At 42.6% G+C, this 23,067-nt stretch carries 20 protein-coding genes and 1 pseudogene; 20 read left to right on the top strand and 1 reads right to left on the bottom strand.

The genetic code is table 11. The features are described 5' to 3' along the window. Nucleotides 1–240: 240 nt before the first annotated feature. The 20 genes and pseudogenes from DVW06_RS10485 to DVW06_RS10390 all read left to right on the top strand — a co-directional run bounded on the left by DVW06_RS10485 (nt 241) and on the right by DVW06_RS10390 (nt 22,067). Nucleotides 241–1,314, top strand: a complete 1,074-nt coding sequence (locus DVW06_RS10485) for a DUF871 domain-containing protein (RefSeq protein WP_005470109.1) — start codon at nt 241–243, stop codon at nt 1,312–1,314. After that, nucleotides 1,301–2,203, top strand: a complete 903-nt coding sequence (murQ, locus tag DVW06_RS10480) for an N-acetylmuramic acid 6-phosphate etherase (RefSeq protein ID WP_005470111.1) — start codon at nt 1,301–1,303, stop codon at nt 2,201–2,203. The genes DVW06_RS10485 and murQ overlap by 14 nt, the downstream gene beginning before the upstream one ends. 13 nt (nt 2,204–2,216) lie before the next feature. Next, nucleotides 2,217–4,184 carry a glucose PTS transporter subunit IIA gene (locus DVW06_RS10475; protein WP_003128142.1) on the top strand — a complete coding sequence of 656 codons (1,968 nt, stop codon included), beginning with the start codon at nt 2,217–2,219 and terminating at the stop codon, nt 4,182–4,184. 290 nt (nt 4,185–4,474) lie between these two features. Continuing rightward, entirely contained in the window at nt 4,475–5,455 is a 981-nt protein-coding gene (locus DVW06_RS10470) for an LPXTG cell wall anchor domain-containing protein (RefSeq protein ID WP_003128143.1), read from the top strand. A 279-nt stretch (nt 5,456–5,734) separates the two neighbouring features. Continuing rightward, entirely contained in the window at nt 5,735–6,424 is a 690-nt protein-coding gene (locus DVW06_RS10465) for a TetR/AcrR family transcriptional regulator (protein WP_137264621.1), read from the top strand. Continuing rightward, nucleotides 6,408–8,135, top strand: a complete 1,728-nt coding sequence (locus DVW06_RS10460) for an ABC transporter ATP-binding protein (protein WP_003128145.1) — start codon at nt 6,408–6,410, stop codon at nt 8,133–8,135. The genes DVW06_RS10465 and DVW06_RS10460 overlap by 17 nt, the downstream gene beginning before the upstream one ends. Beyond that, the gene (locus DVW06_RS10455; RefSeq protein ID WP_029486297.1) at nt 8,132–10,012 is read left to right on the top strand and encodes an ABC transporter ATP-binding protein; all 1,881 of its coding nucleotides are present in this window, start codon (nt 8,132–8,134) and stop codon (nt 10,010–10,012) included. The genes DVW06_RS10460 and DVW06_RS10455 overlap by 4 nt, the downstream gene beginning before the upstream one ends. Before the next feature lie 182 nt (nt 10,013–10,194). Then, nucleotides 10,195–11,343, top strand: a complete 1,149-nt coding sequence (locus tag DVW06_RS10450; RefSeq protein WP_003128147.1) for an acetylornithine transaminase — start codon at nt 10,195–10,197, stop codon at nt 11,341–11,343. A gap of 82 nt (nt 11,344–11,425) precedes the next feature. Beyond that, nucleotides 11,426–12,448: an N-acetyl-gamma-glutamyl-phosphate reductase gene (gene argC, locus DVW06_RS10445; RefSeq protein WP_003128149.1), complete on the top strand. Its 1,023-nt coding sequence runs from the start codon at nt 11,426–11,428 to the stop codon at nt 12,446–12,448. A gap of 44 nt (nt 12,449–12,492) precedes the next feature. Further along, nucleotides 12,493–13,683 carry a bifunctional glutamate N-acetyltransferase/amino-acid acetyltransferase ArgJ gene (argJ, locus tag DVW06_RS10440; RefSeq protein WP_003128150.1) on the top strand — a complete coding sequence of 397 codons (1,191 nt, stop codon included), beginning with the start codon at nt 12,493–12,495 and terminating at the stop codon, nt 13,681–13,683. Nucleotides 13,684–13,777: 94 nt separating this feature from the next. Continuing rightward, a complete protein-coding gene (gene argB / locus DVW06_RS10435; RefSeq protein ID WP_003128151.1) occupies nt 13,778–14,536 on the top strand; it encodes an acetylglutamate kinase in 759 nt (252 codons plus the stop codon). Nucleotides 14,537–14,727: 191 nt separating this feature from the next. Then, complete coding sequence (locus tag DVW06_RS10430) at nt 14,728–15,546, top strand: VOC family protein (RefSeq protein ID WP_003128152.1); 819 nt, start codon at nt 14,728–14,730, stop codon at nt 15,544–15,546. Nucleotides 15,547–15,668: 122 nt separating this feature from the next. Then, complete coding sequence (locus DVW06_RS10425; protein ID WP_003128153.1) at nt 15,669–16,673, top strand: serine hydrolase domain-containing protein; 1,005 nt, start codon at nt 15,669–15,671, stop codon at nt 16,671–16,673. 48 nt (nt 16,674–16,721) lie between these two features. Next, on the top strand, nt 16,722–17,675 hold the full coding sequence (manA, locus tag DVW06_RS10420) for a mannose-6-phosphate isomerase, class I (protein WP_003128154.1): 954 nt from the start codon (nt 16,722–16,724) through the stop codon (nt 17,673–17,675). A gap of 174 nt (nt 17,676–17,849) precedes the next feature. After that, on the top strand, nt 17,850–18,989 hold the full coding sequence (locus DVW06_RS10415) for a cysteine desulfurase family protein (protein WP_003128155.1): 1,140 nt from the start codon (nt 17,850–17,852) through the stop codon (nt 18,987–18,989). A 220-nt stretch (nt 18,990–19,209) separates the two neighbouring features. Continuing rightward, nucleotides 19,210–19,551 (top strand): DUF1831 domain-containing protein, encoded by a 342-nt coding sequence (locus tag DVW06_RS10410; protein ID WP_003128156.1) that lies wholly within the window; start codon nt 19,210–19,212, stop codon nt 19,549–19,551. A 359-nt stretch (nt 19,552–19,910) separates the two neighbouring features. After that, a pseudogene (locus tag DVW06_RS10405) lies at nt 19,911–20,514 on the top strand (metallophosphoesterase). A gap of 204 nt (nt 20,515–20,718) precedes the next feature. Then, the gene (amaP, locus tag DVW06_RS10400) at nt 20,719–21,282 is read left to right on the top strand and encodes an alkaline shock response membrane anchor protein AmaP (RefSeq protein ID WP_137264620.1); all 564 of its coding nucleotides are present in this window, start codon (nt 20,719–20,721) and stop codon (nt 21,280–21,282) included. Between the two features lie 11 nt (nt 21,283–21,293). After that, the gene (locus DVW06_RS10395) at nt 21,294–21,488 is read left to right on the top strand and encodes a DUF2273 domain-containing protein (RefSeq protein ID WP_029486300.1); all 195 of its coding nucleotides are present in this window, start codon (nt 21,294–21,296) and stop codon (nt 21,486–21,488) included. Between the two features lie 54 nt (nt 21,489–21,542). Then, nucleotides 21,543–22,067, top strand: coding sequence for an Asp23/Gls24 family envelope stress response protein (locus DVW06_RS10390; RefSeq protein WP_003128162.1), 525 nt, complete (start codon nt 21,543–21,545; stop codon nt 22,065–22,067). A 96-nt stretch (nt 22,068–22,163) separates the two neighbouring features. On the opposite strand, the gene DVW06_RS10385 is transcribed toward DVW06_RS10390, so the two are convergent. Further along, nucleotides 22,164–22,886, bottom strand: coding sequence for a C39 family peptidase (locus tag DVW06_RS10385; RefSeq protein WP_003128163.1), 723 nt, complete (start codon nt 22,884–22,886; stop codon nt 22,164–22,166). Nucleotides 22,887–23,067 lie beyond the last annotated feature (181 nt).

Below are 23,067 nucleotides of genomic sequence, written 5' to 3'. Positions count from 1 at the left end.
GATGATGTGATTCCTCCTACTATGTAAAAATTACGCGCTCGTTGACTCCTTATAAAGTGTACCACAACTAATGGCCGAACCGCATTAGAAAGTTTAAGGGACAACTTTTTCTTAAAAAATACACCGTTATGAAATTATATTTCTTTTTATAATTATATATTACGAAATATAGTTGCAAAAACAAACAGGCCGTTGTATAATCATTTTGTAGAAAACGGTACCAGCAAGGAGGAATCAACAATGTTTGGGTTTTCAGTATTTATGAATGCCGATTTGACTACCACAGACATCGATGCCATCGAAGAAATGGCGCTTCAAGGTTTTTCTGGGATTTTTACATCCATGCATATACCAGAAGATGATGCCGCCAGTTATCGCCAACGATTGACAACACTTGGTGAAATAGCAAAAAAGAATCGGTTGTCATTAATGGTAGATATTTCAGGAGAGGCATTGGCTAAAGCAGGATTTTCCTATAAAGAGTTAAATGAACTGACGGATCGGGGAGTCACTGGGCTGCGAATGGATTACGCGATCGACAATCAGACCATTGCTCAATTATCTCGTAAAATAACTATTAGTTTAAATGCGAGTACATTGACTGAAAAAGATATTAACGAGTTGAACACCTATCAGGCAGATTTTTCTAATCTAGAGGCGTGGCACAATTACTATCCGCGTCCGGAGACGGGATTAGACAAAGAATGGTTTCAGGCCAAAAATCAGTGGTTGAAACAACAAGGTTTTCTTGTACAGGCCTTTGTTGCTGGGGATGCGAATAAAAGAGGTCCTCTTTACCAAGGATTGCCGACACTGGAAGCGCATCGCAGCATGAGCCCCTTCGCAGCAGCACTGGAGTTGTTGAGGGATTGTGCCGTTGATGCTGTCTACATTGGTGATGGTATCGTGACCCCTGCTTCTTTGAAGCAATTCAGTTCTTATCTAGCCGATCAGACCGTCCTTCTTCGCATAAAGGATATTGGTTCTGCCTATTATCAACATATTTTAGGAGAGCATGAGAACCGGCAAGATGAGGCAAGAGATGTGATTCGCAGTGCAAATGCCCGATTTGCTGAAGTCCCATTGATTTCCCCAGAAACTGCTCAAAAACGGGTTGTCGGAGCTGTGACTATCGATAATCAAGATTACTTGCGCTATATGGGGGAAATCCAAATTTGTAAGCGAATCCTGCCCGCAGATGACAAAGTCAATGTCGCTGCGCAAGTGATTGAAGAAGATCTCCCCTTGCTCCAACAAATCAAAGCAGGAATGCGATTCAAAATAGAAAGAGATGAGAGAAATGACAATGATTAATTTAGAAAACTTAACGACTGAAAGACGAAATCAAGCAACATTTGGCTTGGATGAAATGACTGTGGCAGAGGCTTGTCAGAAAATGAATGCCGAAGACCAGAAAGTTGCTCAATCCGTTGAAAAGGAATTGCCAAGCATTGAAAAAGTAATTCAGCAAACGATTCAATCTTTCAAAAAAGGGGGACGATTGATCTATCTCGGTGCTGGTACCAGCGGACGACTAGGAGTTTTAGATGCCGCTGAATGTGTCCCTACTTTTGGGGTCTCACCGGATATGGTGATCGGTTTGATTGCTGGCGGTGAAGAAGCAATGACTGTAGCGGTTGAGGGGGCAGAAGATTCTGTTGAATTAGGGCGTCAAGACTTGATTGACCTGAAGCTGACGGAAAATGATATGGTCATTGGGATCGCAGCCAGCGGCCGCACACCTTATGTCATTGGAGCACTAGACTATGCAAATGAAATCGGGGCTACCACAGGAACGATCGCCTGCAACAAACAAGCAGAAATTTCAAAACATGCCAGCTTCCCGATCGAAGTGGATTGCGGACCAGAATTTCTGACAGGTTCTACCCGATTGAAATCAGGGACTGCTCAAAAATTGATTTTGAACATGATTTCCACGATTTCGATGGTAGGCATCGGAAAAGTGTACAATAATTTAATGGTCGATGTTAAACCAACGAACGACAAACTCGTTGAACGGGCCAAGAGAATCATCATGCAAGCCACCGAAGCAGATTATGAAACGGCGGCAGACTACTTTGAAAAAGCCGATCAAAATGTGAAGTTAGCGATCGTTATGCTGCTTACCAATAGTGAAAAAGAAGAAGCTGCTGCAAAGCTGGTACAATCAGAAGGGTTCGTTAAAGGAACGTTAGAAGGATAGGAGGAAAAAATCAATGGCAAAAGAAGAACTGACAGTTACACAACTAGCAGAAAAAATATTTCAAGAATCAGGCGGTATCGAGAATGTTGCCTCTGTCACTCATTGTATGACTCGAGTACGGATGACGGTTCGAGATCACAACAAGGTCAGCAAGCAAGGGTTACAAAACATTCCCGGAGTCTTAGGAGTAGTGGACGATGAACAACTGCAAGTGATCATCGGTCCTGGAAAAGTCAATAAAGTAGCAAATGCCATGGCGGCACAAGCGGGTGTTGATCTAGGGCAAGAAATTCCTGTGGCAGCCACCAGTGGAAAAGAGGCTGTGAATGCGAAAGCAGCAGAAATGAAAGCTGCTCAAAAAGCGAAACAAAAACAATCACCAATCAAGTCATTATTGAAAGATATTTCGAATATTTTTGTCCCAATGATCCCAGCGTTTGTCGGTGCTGGTCTCGTTGCTGGTATTGCTTCTGTTATGACGAACTTGATCACTGCAGGAAAAATCGATGGCGACACGTGGAATTATTATGTCATGATTTTAAATATCTTAAAAAACGGGATGTTTTCTTATTTAGTGATCTTCACAGGTGTCAATGCAGCTCAAGTATTTAAAGCGAACCCAACGCTAGGTGGTGTCATTGGGTCGGTCGTCTTATTGACTGGAATGAATCCAGAAGCCCCAATCACCAACCTCTTTACAGGAGATCCTCTGGCAGTTGGACAAGGAGGGATCATCGGTGTGATCTTTGCAGTCTGGTTGCTGGCTAAACTGGAAACTGTTTTGCACCGAGTGATTCCTGAAGCCATTGATATCATCGTTACCCCAACTTTGTGTTTGTTAGCGATCGGTTTGGCAGAGATCTTTTTGATCATGCCATTAGCTGGGTTTATTTCAGACAGTTTGGTTGGCTCAATCAATTGGGTATTAAATGTCGGCGGCGCATTCTCAGGTTTTGTTCTCGGAGCAACCTTCTTGCCAATGGTCATGTTTGGTCTACATCAAATCTTGACACCGATCCACATTCAAATGATCGAAGCAACTGGCAGCACACAGTTATTGCCAATCTTAGCAATGGCTGGCGCTGGTCAAGTAGGGGCGGCATTAGCCCTGTGGATTCGTCTGCGAAAAGATAAAGAACTTTCTGAAATGATCAAAGGCGCTTTGCCAGTAGGGATTTTAGGTATTGGAGAACCATTGATCTACGGTGTAACACTGCCATTAGGCCGACCATTTATTACGGCATGTATCGGAGGCGGAATCGGTGGGGCGGTTATCGGCGCATTGTCGAATATCGGCGCTACCGCCATTGGACCTTCTGGAGTAGCTTTGATTCCGTTGATTGCGAACGGTCATTGGTTAGGCTATGTCTTTGGTTTATTAGCAGGATATGCAGGTGGCTTTGTGGCTACTTACTTCTTTGGGATTCCTAAAGACCGTTTAGCTGCTGTCAATGCTGTTGATGAAGAAGTACCGGCGGCTACTTCAACGACGGCTACAACACCAGCAACGTCTGCAGCACCTGAAACTATTGAACTATATGCAGTTGCTGAAGGAACCGTTCATGCGATTACAGAGTCAAAGGATCCTGTTTTTTCTCAAAAAATGATGGGTGACGGATATTATGTAGCTCCTGCAAATGGAAAAATCTATGCACCAGCTGCAGGAACTGTAACAACGATCTTCCCAACCAAACATGCCATTGGAATCACGACACCAAATGGACTTGAGATTCTGCTGCATATGGGTGTCGATACCGTTGAGCTACAAGGCAAGCCTTTCAATATCCTCGTCCAAGAAGGGCAACAAGTGACTGCCGCTACACAAGTTGCTGAAGTTGATCTGGCAGAATTGGCAGCTAGCAATAAAGCAACTGATATGCTTGTTGTACTCACCAATATGGAACAAGTTATCTCAGAAACCATGACTGCTAAAGGAACAGTCACAAGTGCTAGTCCTGTGATGACTGTACAAGTCAAATAGTTAAAAAACAGCTAGATTCGAATGGTACAATTTTTTCTACCCATGTGTCATTCGGTGATTAAGAACGCTTCGTCCCGTACTGCTGAATGATGATCTCGTTAATGCTTCTGTTAATGTGAATCATCTGAAGTGGTTCGGGATTTTTTGTTAGGGAAGAAGCGGAGTGCATCGGAAGACATTGAATATCTTTTAAATTTCTTAAGGAAGTGCCTTTTTACATTGCGAATAATTTACTATTGTGTTACATTCGTGTTACAAAGAAATCCTGAGAATCCTGAGGAGGTAAAGGAATGAAAAAGAGTATCTGGTTCATGAGCTGTCTATTATTTTTACCAATTACTGCCATTGCAGAGGAAACAACGGAATCATCAGAAACGATTCAATCTACGCAATCAACTGAAGAAATCATTTCGACAGAAGCGACGGTTTCGAATACTGAAATGGAATCAACCGCTGACACTGCACAAAGTAGTGAATCCGTGACGACACAGCCCGAGGATGTGGTAGAAGCCATTGTCGCTCAAACAGGCGTTCAAGCAAGTCCTGAGTCAGAAACCATTACAGAACAAAGTGATTTGCGCTCTGCTTTTACTAGAGGCATCACTGATGGAAGTGTGACAGCTTTCACGCAAGATGAGTTGGATCAATTGACCGATCAGCAATTAAAAGATGCAGAGACACTAGCATTACGATATAGCCAAGATGTGATGGGAATGGATATCGGCTATTTTGCTCGGATCGTTCGCGCTCTTTTTATCGATCATCTCTTATCTTGGGAGAAGATTGAACCGCAGCTAGCCTTTGATCCAAGCAGCTACTCTTCTTTTGCAGCGTTGATTCCAGAACTGGATCGCTTAAAAACATATCTGCAAGTTGTTTACCCAACAAATGGTGTTTATATTTCCCCGGAACAGCCAATTTCAGATGAATGGTTGACATCGATTTTGTCACACTTAGATGAAGAAGTAGCTACCAGTGGTTCAGAAACATTGTTTCCAGGTCGGATTGGCTGGATCATTTACGCTGTGAATCAAGGTCATTATCTCCCAGCAGCTTCTGAAGTAACGGGGAATACCGAATCTTCTGATACGTCTGCTGCCAACACTTCGTCGGAACAAACAACAACTAGCAAAACAGAAGTAGCTAGTGCTACTTCGGACAGTCGAGCATTGCCAAAAACGGGAGAGACCGTCAATTGGTTTTTGCCAGTCGTTGGAGTCGTTTTGTTAGTCGGAGTAGGCTGTGTCCTGTGGGTTAGAAAGAAAAAATAGATGTTATTTAAAATCGAAAAACGGCTGTTGTGCAGTGGCTTCCTTTCTTAAGGAATAGCCGCTGCTTTTTTTGTTTTCAGAAAAAGACAATGAATCTATTTTCAATGAAATGAAATCACTAAGCGAATTTCCTTTTTATAAAGAAAATGACTTTCATAAAATATTCAAACTTTTTTACTTGCATTCTCTCATGAGGGGTGTATAATGACACAGTGTCATATGACAACCTGTCATAATAATTGTTGTCATTTATCATTTGAACTGAAAGGAGAGATGACGATGCCAACGGATACGTTTTTCCATTTGCCATTAGATAAGCAAAAACGCATTTTAAGCGCTGCTAAGAAAGAATTTTCTCGGGTCCCATTGAAGGATGCTTCGATTGCCAATATCATCAAAGACGCAGAAATCCCTCGGGGAAGTTTTTATCAGTATTTTGAAAATAAGGAAGACTTATACTACTACTATTTTCATACGTTGAAAAAAAACAGTCAGCGGGATTTGATTCGTTCCATTCAACACGAAAAGGGCGATCTGTTTGCTGGCTTTGAATGGTATTTTTCTCGGATGATCAAAGAAGTGTTAGAAGGAAAAAATGCAAAATTTTATCGCAATCTCTTCATGAGTATGGATTATCGTTCTTTGCGAAAAGTGATGCCGGATATCCACAAAAAACCACTCTACGGCTCTCACAAAGAGCATCAAGAAGCGAGACAGAAGTGGGAAGAAGAATTTTTTGCTGAGATCGACAAAGACTTATTACGGGTCAAGGATGATCATGAATTGAAAATGCTCGTCCAACTGTTGATGCACACCGTTTTTTCTACGATTGCTGAAGCATACCGAGAGTTAGCAGAAAATCATGCCTATGATCCTTCGCTAGCAACGACTGATTTCAATAACAAAATCAGCTGGCTAAGAGATGGCGCACAAAAAGAAAGAGGGGAAAAGAATGACAAAGTTGATTAAACGAGTTTCACTCGTTTCGGCACTGATGGCCGTTGCCTTTATGGTTGTACAAGTAATAGCAGATCTCTATTTACCGACATTAACGTCGAATATCATTAATAATGGCGTTGCAACTGGAGACATTGATTATATCTGGCGTACCGGCTTTTTAATGATCGGTTTTTCACTGATCAGTATTCTGGCTGCATTAGGCAATACATTCTTTGCTACTAGAGAATCACAAAAATTGGGGCAAAAATTACGGACAGATATTTATGAAAAAGTAGAAAATTTCTCCGCACGTTCTTTTGATAAATTCGGAACTGCCTCTTTGATCACTCGTACGACTAATGACGTCAACCAAATTCAAATGGTGGCACAAATGTTCTTGCGGATGATGATCAATGCACCAATCACTTTGATCGGAGCAAGCTTCTTGGCCTATCAAAAAGACGCTCAGTTAACCAAAATCTTTTTAGTCGTTATTCCAATTATGATCGTTTTGGTTGGTGGAATCATGTATTTTGCTGTGCCACTTTTCAAAAGCATGCAGAAAAAAACTGACCGTCTGAATTTGGTCTTCCGTGAAGGATTGACTGGAGTGCGGGTCATTCGAGCTTTCGATAAGACCGGGTATGAAGCCAATCGCTTTGATGAAGCCAATAAAGACTATACCCACACGGCCATCAAAGTAAATACTATCGTGGCACTTATGATGCCTTTGATGACATTGATTATGAGTGGGACCAATATTGCCATCACTTGGTTTGGTGGACATTATATTGCTGAAATGACATTAGAAGTTGGGAATCTGATTGCATTCATGACGTATGCCATGCAAATCTTGATCAGTTTTATGATGCTGTCAATGATCTTTGTGATGGTCCCAAGAGCACAAGCCTCTGCAGATCGGATCAATGAAGTATTAGACGAAGAAGAAGAGATCGTTGATGATAAAGCACCTAAGATGATTCAATTAAAAGGTGATCAAGCCACACTTGCTTTTGATCACGTCAACTATCGTTACCACGGTGCAGAAAAATTAGCACTGCAAGACATTGATTTTCAAGCAAAATCGGGTGATTTTGTGGCAATCATTGGTGGTACGGGTTCTGGGAAGACGACATTGGTCAATTTGCTGCCTCGGCTCTATGATATCGAATCAGGAGCGATCCGCATCAATGGAGTGAATATCGCTGAAGTAACACAGCATAATTTGCGGGACTCAGTTGGTTTCGTCCCACAAAAAGCGGTTTTATTTACTGGTACGATTCGAGAAAACATGAAATACGGTAGACCAGATGCGACAGATGAAGAAATCTGGAAAGCACTGGAAATCGCACAAGCCAAAGAGTTTGTTTCAGAATTGAGCGAAGGCTTAGACAGTCATGTAGAACAAGGCGGCGGAAATTTCTCCGGCGGCCAACGTCAACGGTTAGCGATCGCTCGGGCATTAGTGAAACAAGCCGATGTGTATGTGTTTGATGATTCTTTCTCAGCGCTGGACTTTAAGACAGATGCACAGCTGCGAGCGGCATTGAAAAAAGACATGAAGAACAGCATTATGGTTGTAGTCGCACAACGGGTAAGTACAGTAATGGATGCAGACACGATCCTTGTCCTTGACGAAGGTCAATTGGTGGGTAAAGGAACCCATGAAGAATTGATGGCCTCAAACCAAACGTATCAAGAAATCGTATCATCTCAATTGAGAGAGGAGGATGTGGCATGAGTGAACGGAAAAACCAAGCACCTCGCGGCGGTGGACCGATGGGTGGCGGTCCAGGGCGCAACATTGGAGCGAAAGGACCAAAAGCAAAAAATTTCTGGGGAACGGTAAAACGACTTTTCGGTTATATGTCGAAACGTTCTATCGCAATCATTTCGGTATTTGTTTTAGCGATTGCCGCCGTAATCTTCCAGATTCAAACACCAAAGATCTTAGGGGAAGCAACAACCGAAATCTTTAAAGGTGTTATGATTGGTGCAGAGCAAATGAAAGCTGGAAAAACTGTCACCGAATTTCCGATCGATTTTGATAAAGTAGGACAAATCATTATGATCGCTATCGGTATGTATGTTATTTCTGCTATTTTCAATTTCTTGCAACAATTCATCATGACCCGTGTATCACAACGGACCGTCTATGAACTGCGTCGTGATTTAGAAGAAAAAATGAATCGCTTGCCGATTTCTTACTATGATACCCATTCAAACGGAGATATCATGTCACGGGCAATCAATGATATGGATAATATCGCCAGCACCCTCCAACAAAACTTGACCCAATTTATTACCAGTTTTGTTACTTTAGTCGGAGTGTTGTGGATGATGCTAACGATTAGCTGGCAGTTGACATTGGTTGCATTAGCAACGGTGCCGCTAAGCTTGATCGTCGTAATGATCGTCGCACCAAAATCACAAAAATTCTTTGCTGCGCAACAAAAGAGCTTGGGATTACTGAATAATCAGGTTGAAGAAACCTATGGCGGCCATACCGTTGTCAAAACCTTTAACCATGAAGCGGCTGATCAAAAAGTATTTGAAGAAGAAAACGATCGTCTGTATAGTGCTGGTTGGAAAGCACAATTCATTTCCGCAATCATTATGCCATTGATGAACTTCATCAAGAACTTGGGCTATGTCTTTGTCGCAGTTCTGGGTGGGATCAAAGTAGCGAATGGGAACATGACTTTGGGGGATGTGCAAGCATTCTTGCAATACACGAACCAATTCTCACAACCGATCACTCAAATTGCTAGTTTATTGAATACGATCCAATCAACTGTTGCATCAGCAGAACGGGTCTTTGAGGTCTTGGATGAAGAAGAAATGTCAGATGAACCTTCTGGATTACCCGTGGAAGAAAGCGACTATAAAGTTCGTTTTGACCATGTTCAATTCGGTTATACACCAGACAACTTATTGATGACCGATTTTAATCTAGACGTCAAAGCTGGGGAAATGGTAGCTATCGTTGGACCTACCGGTGCCGGTAAAACGACATTGATTAATCTGTTGGAACGATTCTATGATGTTTCCGGCGGTAGTATTCGCTACGACGGTCGGGATACAAGAGATCTGACCCGTGATGAGCTTCGTAGCAACATATCAATGGTTCTACAAGATACATGGCTATTTACAGGATCAATCTATGACAATATCCATTACGGCAATGACAAAGCGACGAAAGAACAAGTAATCGAAGCCGCTAAAGCTGCTCACGTGGATGACTTTGTTCGCAAGCTGCCGGACGGATATGATACGGTCCTCAATGAAGAAGCTAGCAATATCTCTCAAGGACAACGACAATTGATTACGATCGCGCGCGCCTTCTTAGCTGATCCAGATGTGTTGATCTTGGATGAAGCAACATCTAGTGTGGATACTCGGACCGAGATTCTCATCCAAAAAGCCATGAACAAATTGTTGGAAAATCGGACAAGTTTTGTCGTTGCTCACCGCTTATCTACCATTCGGGATGCCGACAATATTATTGTGATGAATCATGGTTCGATTGTCGAAACCGGAAACCATGACACATTGATGGCTAAGAATGGTTTTTATGCGGACTTGTATAACAGCCAATTTTCAGAAGATGCGGCCTGATACAAGAAGACAACGATTTTATTCAATCGATTTTTGTGAATATAAACAAGAATGAAGAGAAGCGTTAAGCTTCTCTTTTTTTTGTTGGAATGAATATTTTCGTTATAAAATAAATAAATATTGCAATTTATTCGCTAAAAATGTATATTAATACATAAATATTCATAGGAGGTCGTTGATGGATGAGTCAGTTGTTTCCCAATTATACACGTTTGCCATTAGAGATTGCTGCAGGAAAGGGCAGCTATGTAACAGATACTCAAGGTCGGAGATATTTAGATTTTACAAGCGGTATTGGGGTCGCCAACCTTGGCTATGGGCAGCCTGAAATCCAGCAGGCAATGCTGCAGCAAGCGGACAAATTATGGCATGCGCCCAACCTCTACACCAATTCGTTACAAGAGACAGTCGCGCAAAAACTAACAAAAGGTCCATATCTTGCCTATTTTTGCAATAGTGGGGCTGAAGCAAATGAAGCAGCCTTAAAACTAGCTCGAAAAGCAACGGGTCGGACAAAGATTTTAACTTTTGAGGGCTCGTTTCACGGACGAACATTTGGTGCCATGACAGCAACGGCTCAAGAAAGCATCCATCAGGATTTTGGTCCGCTCGTACCAGATTTTGAGTATTTGCCCTTCAATGAATTTTCCCCGCTGCAAGCAGCGTTGGATGAGGAAACAGCTGCGGTGATGATGGAACTGGTCCAAGGAGAAGGCGGCGTGATCCCAGCTGAAAAAGAATGGGTCCAAAAGGTGGCCGCGTTATGTCAAGAAGCAGGTGCACTGCTGATCATAGACGAAATTCAAACAGGAATGGGACGCACGGGGAGTTTTTATGCTTTTGAGCAATATGGGATCGAACCTGATATTTTTACATTAGCAAAAGGGTTGGGCAATGGGCTGCCGGTTGGTGCCATGCTAGGAAAAACTGATTTACAGCAGGGGTTTGGCCCTGGAAGTCACGGTTCAACTTTTGGTGGTAATTTGTTAGCGATGGCTGCAGCAAATGCCGTATGTACGGTCCTAACCGATTCCCCTGTGTTAGTAAATGTTGCTGCCAGACATCAGCAGCTTATGGCAGGCTTAACGGATCTGGCACAGATCGTGGCTATTCGAGGGCAGGGCCTAATGATTGGCTTAGAGTTGAAGGATAGCACTGCTCTCCAACAGGCGATGACAGAATTGCGTCAAGCAGGGTTACTGGTGTTGAAAGCTGGAACGAATGTCCTGCGTCTGCTGCCAGCATTGACCATAACGGAAGCAGAAATGGCTGAAGGACTCGCTGTTCTACGTCATGTTTTAGGAACGAAAGAAGAAACCACTGAAAGGTGAGAATGAAGAAAGAAGAGCTGCTTTGGTTGTTGAAAGGTTGTTGAAAAAGAATTTGAGAACAAGTGAAAAAGGGGTGTAGTAAGTGAAAGCAGCAATCGTCGGGTTTACCGGCTATACAGGATTGGAATTGGTTCGTTTGATCCACTTGCATCCTGTCTTGGAGATAGGAACGTTACATAGTCATTCAGTCCAAGAAAATTCAGTCAATGTTTATCCCCATCTGCAGCAACTGGTCAACCAAAGGATTTACCCGTTTGATCCGCTGCAGATTATGCAAGAAAATGAATTGGTCTTTTTTGCGACACCGGCTGGTATTAGCAAAGATTTGGTCTCGCCATTTGTCGAACAAGACTTTCCTGTGATGGATTTATCCGGAGATCTGCGTTTGAAAGAAGCAGGTGTTTATCAGCAATGGTATCAGCAGACGCCAGCTGCGGATCGTTTATTGCATGCTGCAACATATGCATTGCCAGAGTTTCAGACGTCCCACGGAAATTTAATGGCCAATCCAGGCTGCTATGCCACTGCCGCAATTTTAGCCGCTGCGCCTTTAGTCAGAAGAAAATGGTTGGCAGGCATTCCCATTTTTGACGGCAAATCTGGGCTTTCTGGTGCGGGGAAAAAACTGTCAGATACCAGTCATTTTGTGACAATTTCAGAAAATATGCAGACATATAAATTGAATCAGCATCAGCATATCCCAGAAATTGTCCAGCAGTTTCAACAATGGGATCCAGAATTGACGGCCATCCAATTTTCCACTAGTTTGATTCCGGTTAACAGAGGGATCATGATGACCCTTTATGTGCCTGTAGCGCCAGAAAGAACAGCGGAAGATATTTATCAGAGGTATCAAGAAGACTATCAAGAACAACCATTTATTCGCTTGCAGCCGTTAGGAAAGCTGCCAGAACTGCGGCAGGTGACAGGAACCAACTTTTGTGACATTGGGTTGGTCTTAAATCCGATGACCCACATCGTGACAGTCATTGCGGTGATCGATAATTTAGTAAAAGGGGCTGCCGGACAAGCAATCCAGAACGTCAATAAATGGGCTGGGCTGGAGGAAACAGCTGGATTACGACAGATCCCTTGGTATCCTTAACGATACTTGGGAATTCGATTAGTTCAGAATAAGGAGCGTGTAACATGAAAGAAATTATAGGGACAATTGTTTCACCAAAAGGTTTTTATGCAGATGGCATCCATTGTGGGGTGAAAAAAAGAAAAGCCGATCTTGGCTGGTTGTTCTCTGAAGTTCCGGCAAGTGCCGCCGCAGTTTTCACAACCAATCAAGTACAAGCGGCCCCCGTCCTAGTAACAAGAGAACAGTTGAAAACAGGAAAGCTTCGGGGAGTGATCGTGAATTCCGGGAATGCGAATGCTTGTACTGGAGAACAAGGAATAGCAGATGCCAGAGAAATGATCGCTTTGGCTGCAGCACAAGCCGGAGTGGCCTCAGAAGAGGTGGCGGTGGCATCTACGGGAATCATTGGTCGACCACTACCGATGGCAACGATTGCTGCTGGGATTCGTCAATTAAGTCATTCTGGCAGTCCTACCGGATTTCAGAAGGCCATTTTAACGACAGACCTTGTTGAAAAAAATCAAGTGATTCAGACGGAGATTGCGGGCCACACTGTCACCATGGCAGGTTGCGCCAAAGGCTCAGGGATGATTCATCCAAACATGGCGACAATGTTGGCATTCGTCACTACCGATGTCGCTATTGCACCGTCCCTTCTGCAGTCATTGCTGCGAAAACTCACGGAAGTCACTTTTAATCAAATCACAGTAGATGGCGATACCTCCACCAATGACATGGTATTGGTGCTGGCAAATGGGCAAGCGGGCAATCCGCCGATTGAAGAAAATACATTTGCTTATAAGCAATTTCAAAAAATGCTACAGACAGTCTTAACGACATTGGCCAAAGCCATCGCTAAAGACGGTGAAGGAGCGACAAAACTGATTGAAGCTGAAACAAAAGGGGCTCCCACCGACTTAGCTGCCCGCATGATCAGTAAAACGATCGTAGGTTCACCACTCGTGAAAACAGCAATCTATGGAAAAGACCCCAATTGGGGCCGGATCCTTTGTGCAATTGGGTATAGCGGACAAAGAATCGATCCTGCCAATGTGGCGATCGAATTAGCGGCGATCCCGGTTTTTGCAGGAGGATCCCCCCTTGACTACGATGAAACACTGATGGAAGAACGCTTGACAGCCTCAGAAGTAAAAATCAATGTCATTTTACAAGAAGGGGCCGGTCGCGGGAAAGCTTGGGGCTGTGATCTTACGTATGATTATGTCAAAATCAATGCACTCTATCATACGTAATGCCTATCTCATGGAGGTATCAAACGAATAGAATCGGAATCATTGGCTGTAAGAATCAAAAAATCGCCACAAGATCCAACAGGAGGAAGAACATATGGAAATCATTGTCATCAAGATGGGTGGTGTTGCTTCAGATAATCTGACCCCCGTTTTTTTTGAACAAGTCGCACAATGGCAAGCTCTAGGAAAGAAAATCGTGATTGTTCATGGTGGCGGCCATTATATCTCGGAAATGCTGCAGAAATTGTCACTGCCGATTCAGATCAAAGAAGGCTTGAGGGTAACGGATGCGCAAACTCTTGAGATCACTCGCATGGTTTTGCTGGGACAAGTCCAGCCAATGATCACGACTTATTTTCAGCAAGCTGGATTTCAGGCAATCGGCTTAAATGCTGGCTGTGATCAGTTGATCCAAGGGGAAATGATCAATCACGCCACACTTGGCTATGTTGGGAAGGCTAAGACTATAAATCAGCAGTTGCTTCAGCTGCTGATCAAAGGCAATCATATACCGATCCTTGCCCCACTTGGGATCACAGCCGAAGGCCAGTGGCTGAATATCAATGCGGACGAAGTCGCTTGTAAAGTTGCCAGCAGTCTGAGAGCAGAACGATTGATTCTGCTGACAGATGTACCGGGAATCAAGAAAGACTCCCAGTGGCTGCAGCAAGTCTCATTGACTGACATAAAAACATTGATCAATGAGAAGGTGATCACTGGCGGGATGTTGCCAAAGTTAGTCAGTGCTAAAAAAGCGCTTATGAGCGGAGTAGCAACTGTCAGTATCACCGACCGATTAGAAAAAAACGGTACTCAGATCAGAAGAATGAAAGAAACAGCCTTCCTTCAATGAATAAAGGTAGATTTAACCACAAAAAAAGAAGTTCAGTGACCTTTTTTGTCGTTAAATCTATTTTTTTGTCAAAAAAAAAAATGCTTGATAATGGTAGAATGATAAAGGATTTCATTTGCTAGTATAACGGTTTATCAGTACAATAAGGACAAATGCATAGATAAACGCATACATATATAGGGGGAGAAATAATGACAGATTTTGTATTGGGGAAGAGCACAAAGTTGCGGACAATCGCGATTCGAGTAAAAGATCGGGATAAAGCGATTGCTTTTTATCGTGATGTTCTAGGTTTTGATTTGAAACGGGAAGAAAACGAATTAGCCATTTTGGGTTTCAAAGGTGCAGAAGGTGAAGTCATCTGGCTAGAAGAAAGTCCACGGGCCAATGATCATTTTGGGGAAATCAAAAAAATGCAACGGATCCGCTTGACCGTCGCTTCCTTAGAAGAACTGGCAGCAATTTGTAAAAAAGCGAAAGAACAGTCTGCGACTTTTGAAGAATCTATTTTTGAAGGAAGTCAAATCGCAGTTGTTTTGGCTGATCCTGAAGAAAACCGAATCGAAGTTTTTTACGAAGGCACTCAAGAAACAGATTTGCCAAAAACGCTTGAAGCATTGATCGAAGCTGCACCAAGTGAGGTAGTCCTGTTATCAAGCAAAGCTCGCTTCAACCAAATTCATCTGAATGTCAGTGATGTAGCGAAAGAACGCGACTTTTTGGAAGAGCTGTTAGGTTTGACGACCAAAGAAGCAGATGGTTTCTTACATTTGAATGAAGATGATTTTCAAGTTGGTTTGATCGAAGGCCAAGGCGGAACCATCGATTTACCGACACATGAGGTATTGGGATTGGACTTTTTGAAGATCGCTATTGATAAAGAAGACTTATTGACTTTGGAAGCTCATTTGACTGACAGCAAGCAAGAATTCTTTATTGATAAAAAGAAAAACTTACTGACTACCTACGATACCATCGGGATCGAATGGTGGTTCGTTGCAAATAAATAATGCGATTCACCACTAAGATGCAGAAGAATTTCTCTGGAAATCTCTTCTGTATTTTTTTGTGCAATTAGGGCCTGACTGGTATAATCAAAACAGTTTAGAGGCGCACGAAAGGAGGAACTGGTATGTATCCAGAAACGATTCGGCTAATCGCTGAAAAGCAACAGGAGGGCGTCTTACCGGGAGTTGTTTATCGATTCATCCATGGAGAGCAAATGGAGACTCATTGTTTAGGCTACGCGGCTCGGCAGCCCCAAATAGAATCACTTACGACGGAACACCTATTTGATGTGGCTTCTTTGACGAAAGTGGTTTGTACGACGACGGTGATTCTCAAACTATGGGAACAGGGAGTCCTAGCAATCGATGACCCTCTGGTCCGCTATTTGCCTGCTTTTACTGATCAGAAAGTAACGTTACGACATCTTTTAACCCACACCTCCGATATCCAGACTTGGATTCCTCGCCGCGATCAATTGTCTGCTGAAGAGCTGCGTCACGCGTATCTTCGAGTCCAAAGCGGACCACAGCTTGACAAGCAAGTCCAGTACACGGATACGGGCACGATTCTTCTAGGCTTCATGTTGGAGGAACTTTTTGGCTGTTCTGTCACCGAGATCTTCCAGCAGGAGGTTCTGCAACCGCTAGAAATGACCAACAGTGGGTTTCCTCCTTTGCCGGCAGCAAGCAAGGTAGCAGCCACTCAGCGCCAAGAAGATGGGACTGTTCTGAAAGGAATCACCCATGATCCCAAAGCACGAGTTTTGGGCAAACATGCCGGAAACGCAGGGCTGTTTTCAACCATTGATGATTTGACTCAATTTGTACAAATGATGTTGAAGAAAGGTCAGACAGCGACGCAATCTTTTCTTTCAGCAGATATACTGGAAAGACTATATCTAGACCATACGCCATCTGAAACAGGACATCGCTCAATCGGCTGGGACTTGAAAGGTACGCCTGTACACCTCTATCATACAGGGTATACAGGGACCTTCCTTTTGATTGGTTCTGATGGCAAAGCATTTATTTTTCTTTCGAATCGCGTACATCCAGAGGATCACAGAGACAGCTATCTGAAACATCGGGATCAAATTGTACAAAGTTATTTAAAAGAATCCGTTCGTTGAAGTTTTTCGTGCTATAATATTAGCGAATCAATAGAGAGGGGATCAACTATGGAACCATTATTTATGAAACCTGTTTTTCAAGAAAAAATTTGGGGCGGTAGCCGTTTACATTCTGTTTTCGGTTTTGATCTGCCAAATGATAAGATCGGTGAAGACTGGGCGATCAGTGCACATCCTCATGGTGTCAGCGTGATTGAAAACGGCCCATTTAAAGGGAAGACATTAGCAGACTTATGGCGGGATCACCAAGAATTGTTTGGTCATTCGGAGGCGCCGGTATTTCCTTTGCTGATCAAAATCTTGGATGCAGAAGACGATCTATCTGTGCAAGTGCATCCAGACGATGCGTACGGCATGGAACATGAAGGTGAACTAGGCAAGACAGAATGCTGGTACATCATTGATGCAGAACCTGGGGCAGAGATCATTTATGGCCACCACGCACAAACCAAAGAAGAATTAAAAGCAATGATCGAAGACGGCCGTTGGGATGATCTATTAACGAAAGTTCCTGTTAAAAAAGGCGACTTTTTCTATGTGCCAAGCGGAACGATCCATGCAATCGGTAAAGGCATCATGATTTTGGAAACACAACAAAGTTCAGATACCACTTATCGGGTTTATGACTATGATCGGACAGACGATCAAGGCAAGACCAGAGAACTGCATATCCAACAATCTGTTGATGTGACGACTGTGCCCGCTAAAGCACCAGAACTGTCGATTCGTGAAATCAAGCAAGGATCTTCGGCAATCGTGACGTATCTGGAAACCGAATTTTTCAATGTTTATGAATGGGAAGTTCGTGGCAAATTGAATCTGGAACAACAAGCAGACTATACTCTGATGACCGTGATTGACGGATATGGTCAACTTGTGATCGATGGTCATTCCTATGAATTGAAGATGGGAACAAGCTGTATTCTGCCTAATCCAATCAAAAAATGGACATTACAGGGAGAACTGACGGTGATCGCCTCTGAACCTGGTGAGAACGCATAAGTGATTACTTTTTCTAAAAAAATACATTGAAGAACCAAATCATTCGCAGCAAGCAGAAGAAAACCTGCTTGCTGTTTTTTGCTATTCTTTTAAACTACCGGAAAATCAATCGTTAGGGATAGACGGTTGGTTTAGATTTGTTATAATGGCTTTAATAAAGGATAGGTGAAACGAATGGTTTATTTAGATCATGCAGCAACGACGCCGATGCACCCGGCTGTCATTCGAGCCATGAATGACACAATGACGACATTTTTTGGCAATCCTTCCAGTATCCATAGGTACGGTCGGGATGCCCATACCAAGCTAGAAGAAGCGCGACAAGTAATCGCCGATCAGTTAGGTGTCAAAGCCCACGAGATCATTTTTAATAGTGGCGGAACGGAAAGCGACAACACAGCGATCCTCGGCACCGCGTATGCAAAACAAGCAGTAGGAAAACACATCATTACTACGACGATCGAACATCCAGCAGTCATCGAAAGCATGAAGTTTTTGGAGAAGCAAGGGTTCGAGATCACTTACTTACCTGTCGATAAAAAAGGACAGCTCTTATCAGAACAAGTAGCAGCGGCACTACGTCCAGATACGATCCTCGTTTCAATTATGTTCGCCAATAATGAAACGGGCAATATTTTGCCGATCCAAGAAATTGGCGAACTGCTAAAAGAACACGCCGCTGTTTTTCATACGGACGCCGTACAAGCTTACGGCAAGCTGCCCATTGATCCTGCTGCGTATGGCATCGATTTGTTGAGTATTTCAGCACATAAGATCAACGGACCTAAAGGCGTTGGTTTCTTGTACAAACGAGACGGCTTGTCACTACCCACTCTCTTACACGGTGGTGAGCAAGAAGAAAAGCGCCGTGCCGGTACAGAAAATTTGGCAGGGATCGTAGGTATGGCAAAAGCTGTTTCCTTGCTGACTCCAGAAGTACAGCGTGCGTACAGTGAGACGTATCAGCAATTTGCTAAGCAAGTTTTTTCTGTTTTGGAAGAGCAAAGCGTTGACTACCGTTTAAATGGAGATCCTGATAGCAAGCTGCCTCACATCATCAATCTGCAATTTCCTGGTGTTACTAGTGATCTACTGTTGATGAAATTGGATCTAAAAGGCATTGCGATCTCGACGGGTTCAGCTTGTACCGCAGGGAACGTGGAACCTTCTCATGTTTTAGAAGCAATGTATGGCAAAGAGCATCCCGCTGTGGGAGAATCTGTGCGGATCAGTTTTGGTCTTGGTAACACAGAAGAAGAGGTCCATAGTTTTGCAGAATTACTTGCTCGAACCGTTTTAGGAACGAAGAAGTAGTACCCATAGTTTCGTGTTTTTAGAGGAATCGAAGGGGCTGCTCCTAGATAAGCGAAAAGAGAGCAGAAAGCAAAAAAAAACTGGCACTCATGCAACCATTCATGATAATCTGAAGAAAGAAATACCGGATAGCAAAGAGACTTTCTCTAGAAAAAAGCACTTGTATTTTTTCTAGAGAAGCTTTTTCGGAAATCAAAACGTCGAACGAGGTGGAAAGCAAATGGCATTTGAAACAACAACAACTGTCTTAGGTGCAGAGACCCGCTACCAATTAGCACCAGAAGCAAAAAAGTATACACTGCGGGACAATGGATTTACTGAAACAAACAGTGGCAATTTCCAACTGATCCGCGGGTTGGAAGCAACTCCGCAAAGTAAAGAAGGCTTTAAATTAAAAATCACCGTCGCAAAGGACATCAAAACGTTTAAGATGTCGATTACGACAGCCAATGGATTGAAAGCAGTCAACATCTTTAAAGACCCGCAACACAAAATGCTGCAAGAAAAATTTTATTTCTTGATGGATGGGTTTATTAGTCGCGGATTATTCATCAAAGCGTAAACCATCGCGAACAAAATGATCCGTTATTTAGGAAAAGCAACCAAAAGATTTTCGTTTCAAAAGTGTATCTGGAAGACAATCATGAACAAATTATTCCGTGGACAATGTTGGATCGTCCACAGTAGCGAGTGTGGAGGCTAGCGCTAATCCACTACGTTAGCGGTTCCACACTATCAATGTGGATGTTGTTGTGACTTGTCCCTTGCTCTTTGGCAGAAATGAAATCGTTCGGTTGTTTTTTTGTTACAGTTGAAGGAAAGATCGTGACTTCAATCATGGCTTTTGTTTGCTGTTTTCTTTTTAGGCTAAGCGTATACTGACAGATATGTAAAACATTTACCCTGAGAAAGGAAGAGAAGATGCGCTATTTTACATCAGATACTCATTATTTTCACGAAAAACTATTAGGTTCGAATGATTTTGCCCCACGTCCGTTTACGTCTGTCTCAGAGATGCATGAAGTCATGGTCGCTAATTGGAATCAGGTGGTTCAAGCACAAGATACGGTCTACCATCTAGGAGATATTGCACTCCATCCCGAACATGAAGCGGGGTTTGCAGAGCTTTTAGCGCTATTAGTACGGCTGCAAGGAAAGATCGCTTTTATCAAAGGCAACCATGATACGCGCACTCTTTCGTTATCTAGCAAAGCACGATCCCGGAATTTCCGGAGAGCCGAAGTTTTCTTTTGCGGATGTCGGTCTGTTGTTAAAATTTGATCATCACCAGTATTATTTGAGTCATTATCCGATGCTATTGGGAATGACAAAGAATAGCCGTAACCTTCATGGGCATATCCATCATCATAGTTTGCCTATCGCTGAGAATATCAATGTCGGTGTCGATGCGCCGGAATTAGCATTCCTTCCTCAACCTTGGCCGTTTGGACGACCAATTTCCGAAAACCAATTAGAAAGGATCTTTCAAGCCAAACAAGCAGAAATACACCAAACGTTTCATTGAGAAATAACAAGGAAAACAGTCGGTTAAAGAATTATAGTCATATATCTTTTTAACAATAGTTATAATAGCAAGACAAAATTTCTGCTTCTAGTAAGCTGAACATTGGTCATAGAATGAAAAAATAATCGGTTTCAAGGTTTATCATTTGAAGGATATTTAAGAAATGTGTATGCTTTAAATAGAAAGTAGTAAAGGAGGTTGCCTATGCGTAAGATTTCTAAAGTGATCATGATCATTGGGTTACTGTTATTGTTGCTCGTCTTTTTCTTTGGCATGATTGAGAATCAGCAAGCGGTAGATTTACCATTCTACTTGATTCCACTGCGTGAGTATCCGTGGGTCGGAGCTTCCATGAGCATGTTTTTGTTTTGGACATGTGTCGGCTTTGCACTGCTGACGATCATTGGTATTTTCGTTGTCTTGTTCTTTCCAAAGCGTTCGGATCGTTTGGTTATCCAGCAAAAATCCGGGGAATTGGTGATTCAAAAGAAAGCCATGGAACATTTTGTTTTAAAGAATGTCCAACAAGCTGATTTTATCCATTCGCCATCAGTGAAGGTCAAGATTATCAAGAATAAAGTCCGAGTCATGATCGATGGAGAAATGAAACAGACCGCAGCCATCCCGCAACAACAAGAAGCATTGGTTGGTGAGATCAGCAGTAAGCTTCAAACGCTATTCGGTGTCACTCATGATATACAAACAGAAGTTGTCTTGAAAGACGCTGAAGAAACAAGAGAACATCACACACAACCCCGTGTCGTTTAGGAGGAGAAATGATGAACAAATGGTTCGAACAAAATAAGATCCCGGTTATCTTTGCTGCATTAGGACTGATACTAGCAATTCTCTTTCTGACAGTCGGCTTTTTGAAAACATTGCTACTACTGATTTTTACAGCACTAGGAGGTTACCTTGGCTTCTACCTCAAAGAGATCGGTTTCTTTGATCAATTTCAAAAGCCGCGGCGTTAGTGATCGGTAACATTTATTATTATAATTTTTATGAAGATATAGGAGGAATGTACAATGGAAAATCAAGTAAAACCAACAACTACTGCAGGTGTTAAAGGAGAATTGACTTACGAAGATAAAGTAATTCAAAAGATTGTCGGGATTGCGCTAGAATCCGTAGATGGACTATTAACGGTTGATGGTGGGTTCTTCTCAAATATCGCAGGAAAATTAGTGAATACGGATGATGTTACTTCCGGTATCAACGTTGAAGTTGGTAAAAAACAAGTAGCCGTAGATTTAGATATCGTAGCAGAATACGGTAGCGACATGACTGCCATTTACGACCAAATCAAAGAAGTCGTTTCAACACAAGTCAACAAAATGACAAACTTGGAAGTTATCGAAGTGAACGTTAATGTAGCAGATGTTAAAACTCGTGAACAATTCGAAAAAGATTCAGAAACTGTTCAAGACAAAGTTAGCAGTGCTGCAGAAACAACTGGAGAATTTGCTTCAAAACAAACACGTAAAGCCAAAGGCGCATTCAACAAAACTGCCAGCCGTATCCAAGAAAACAACGAACCACGAGTTCAATAATTACGGCAAATATAAAAACAGGCTAGCTAATCGGCTAGTCTGTTTTTTTTGATGGTTCTCAGTCAACAGTGCAAGTCTGTAAGTTGCTTTTGAAAATCAAAGCCAAAAGCACCAATAATTCAATCCTTCAGCAGCAAGCAGTTCATTAGAGAAAGTTTTTTTGTAGTGGTTTTTATCTGGTGAATCATTTGGATCAAGCACTTGAATCCCCCCTTCTCTATTCAAAGCCAATACCATCAAATGGCCTGTGGTAGTAAATGTTCCCGGCTGTACGGAGACAATGACGGGAAATCCTTGCTGAATCATCTTGTAAGCTTCCTCGAAAGAATTTCCCAGATCTAAGAATTGATAGCCAAAATGTTCGGCAAACTGAGGAAAGATTTGCCAGCTAGTTCCTTGATCAGCAAGATAAAATTGGTTGCCTGCCCAGTTGAGAATATTGTCTGGTTCTGGTGCCTGATTTCGCCAAAAAGAATCAATCATTGCTAAAGATGCGATGGCACAACCATTATCGGCAAAGGTATTTTGCTGTTCCCCAGAGCCGTAACGTTTCATCCCCCAACGTTCGTCTCTTTGCAAAATCAAAGGGACTTGTTGGGACTTCGGCAGCACTTCTTGCAGCACTTGATTGGCTTGCTCTGAAAATTTCTTTGGCAATAATACGATATCTTGTGAGTCGGAATGCTTTACTCTTTCAAAGACTAATTGTCGTAAAAGGAAAGAACCGGCGACAATGATCAGTAAGACAAGAATACTTTTTTTGACGGAATTTTTTGGCTTTTTTCTATTTCTGCGGTCAGTCGTTGCGTGATTGTTCATGTTCTGTTACCCCTTTTGTCATTATCTAAGAGGAGTATAGCTGATCCTTGCAACAGACATTTCTGTATTTTATGAAGAAATTCATACGATTTTATGATAGTTTCTTTTTGCTTGAAAGCAGGCTAGCATTAGGCTTAAGCAGCAGCTGTCGGAGGAACTATTTATGTGGGAAAGGTTTTTT

Source organism: Enterococcus sp. ARL09-542, from assembly GCF_005234805.1.
GTDB classification, from domain to species: domain Bacteria; phylum Bacillota; class Bacilli; order Lactobacillales; family Enterococcaceae; genus Enterococcus_D; species Enterococcus_D gallinarum.
Note: the sequence above shows the minus strand (reverse complement) of the source record. Positions and strands in the feature narration are given on the sequence as shown.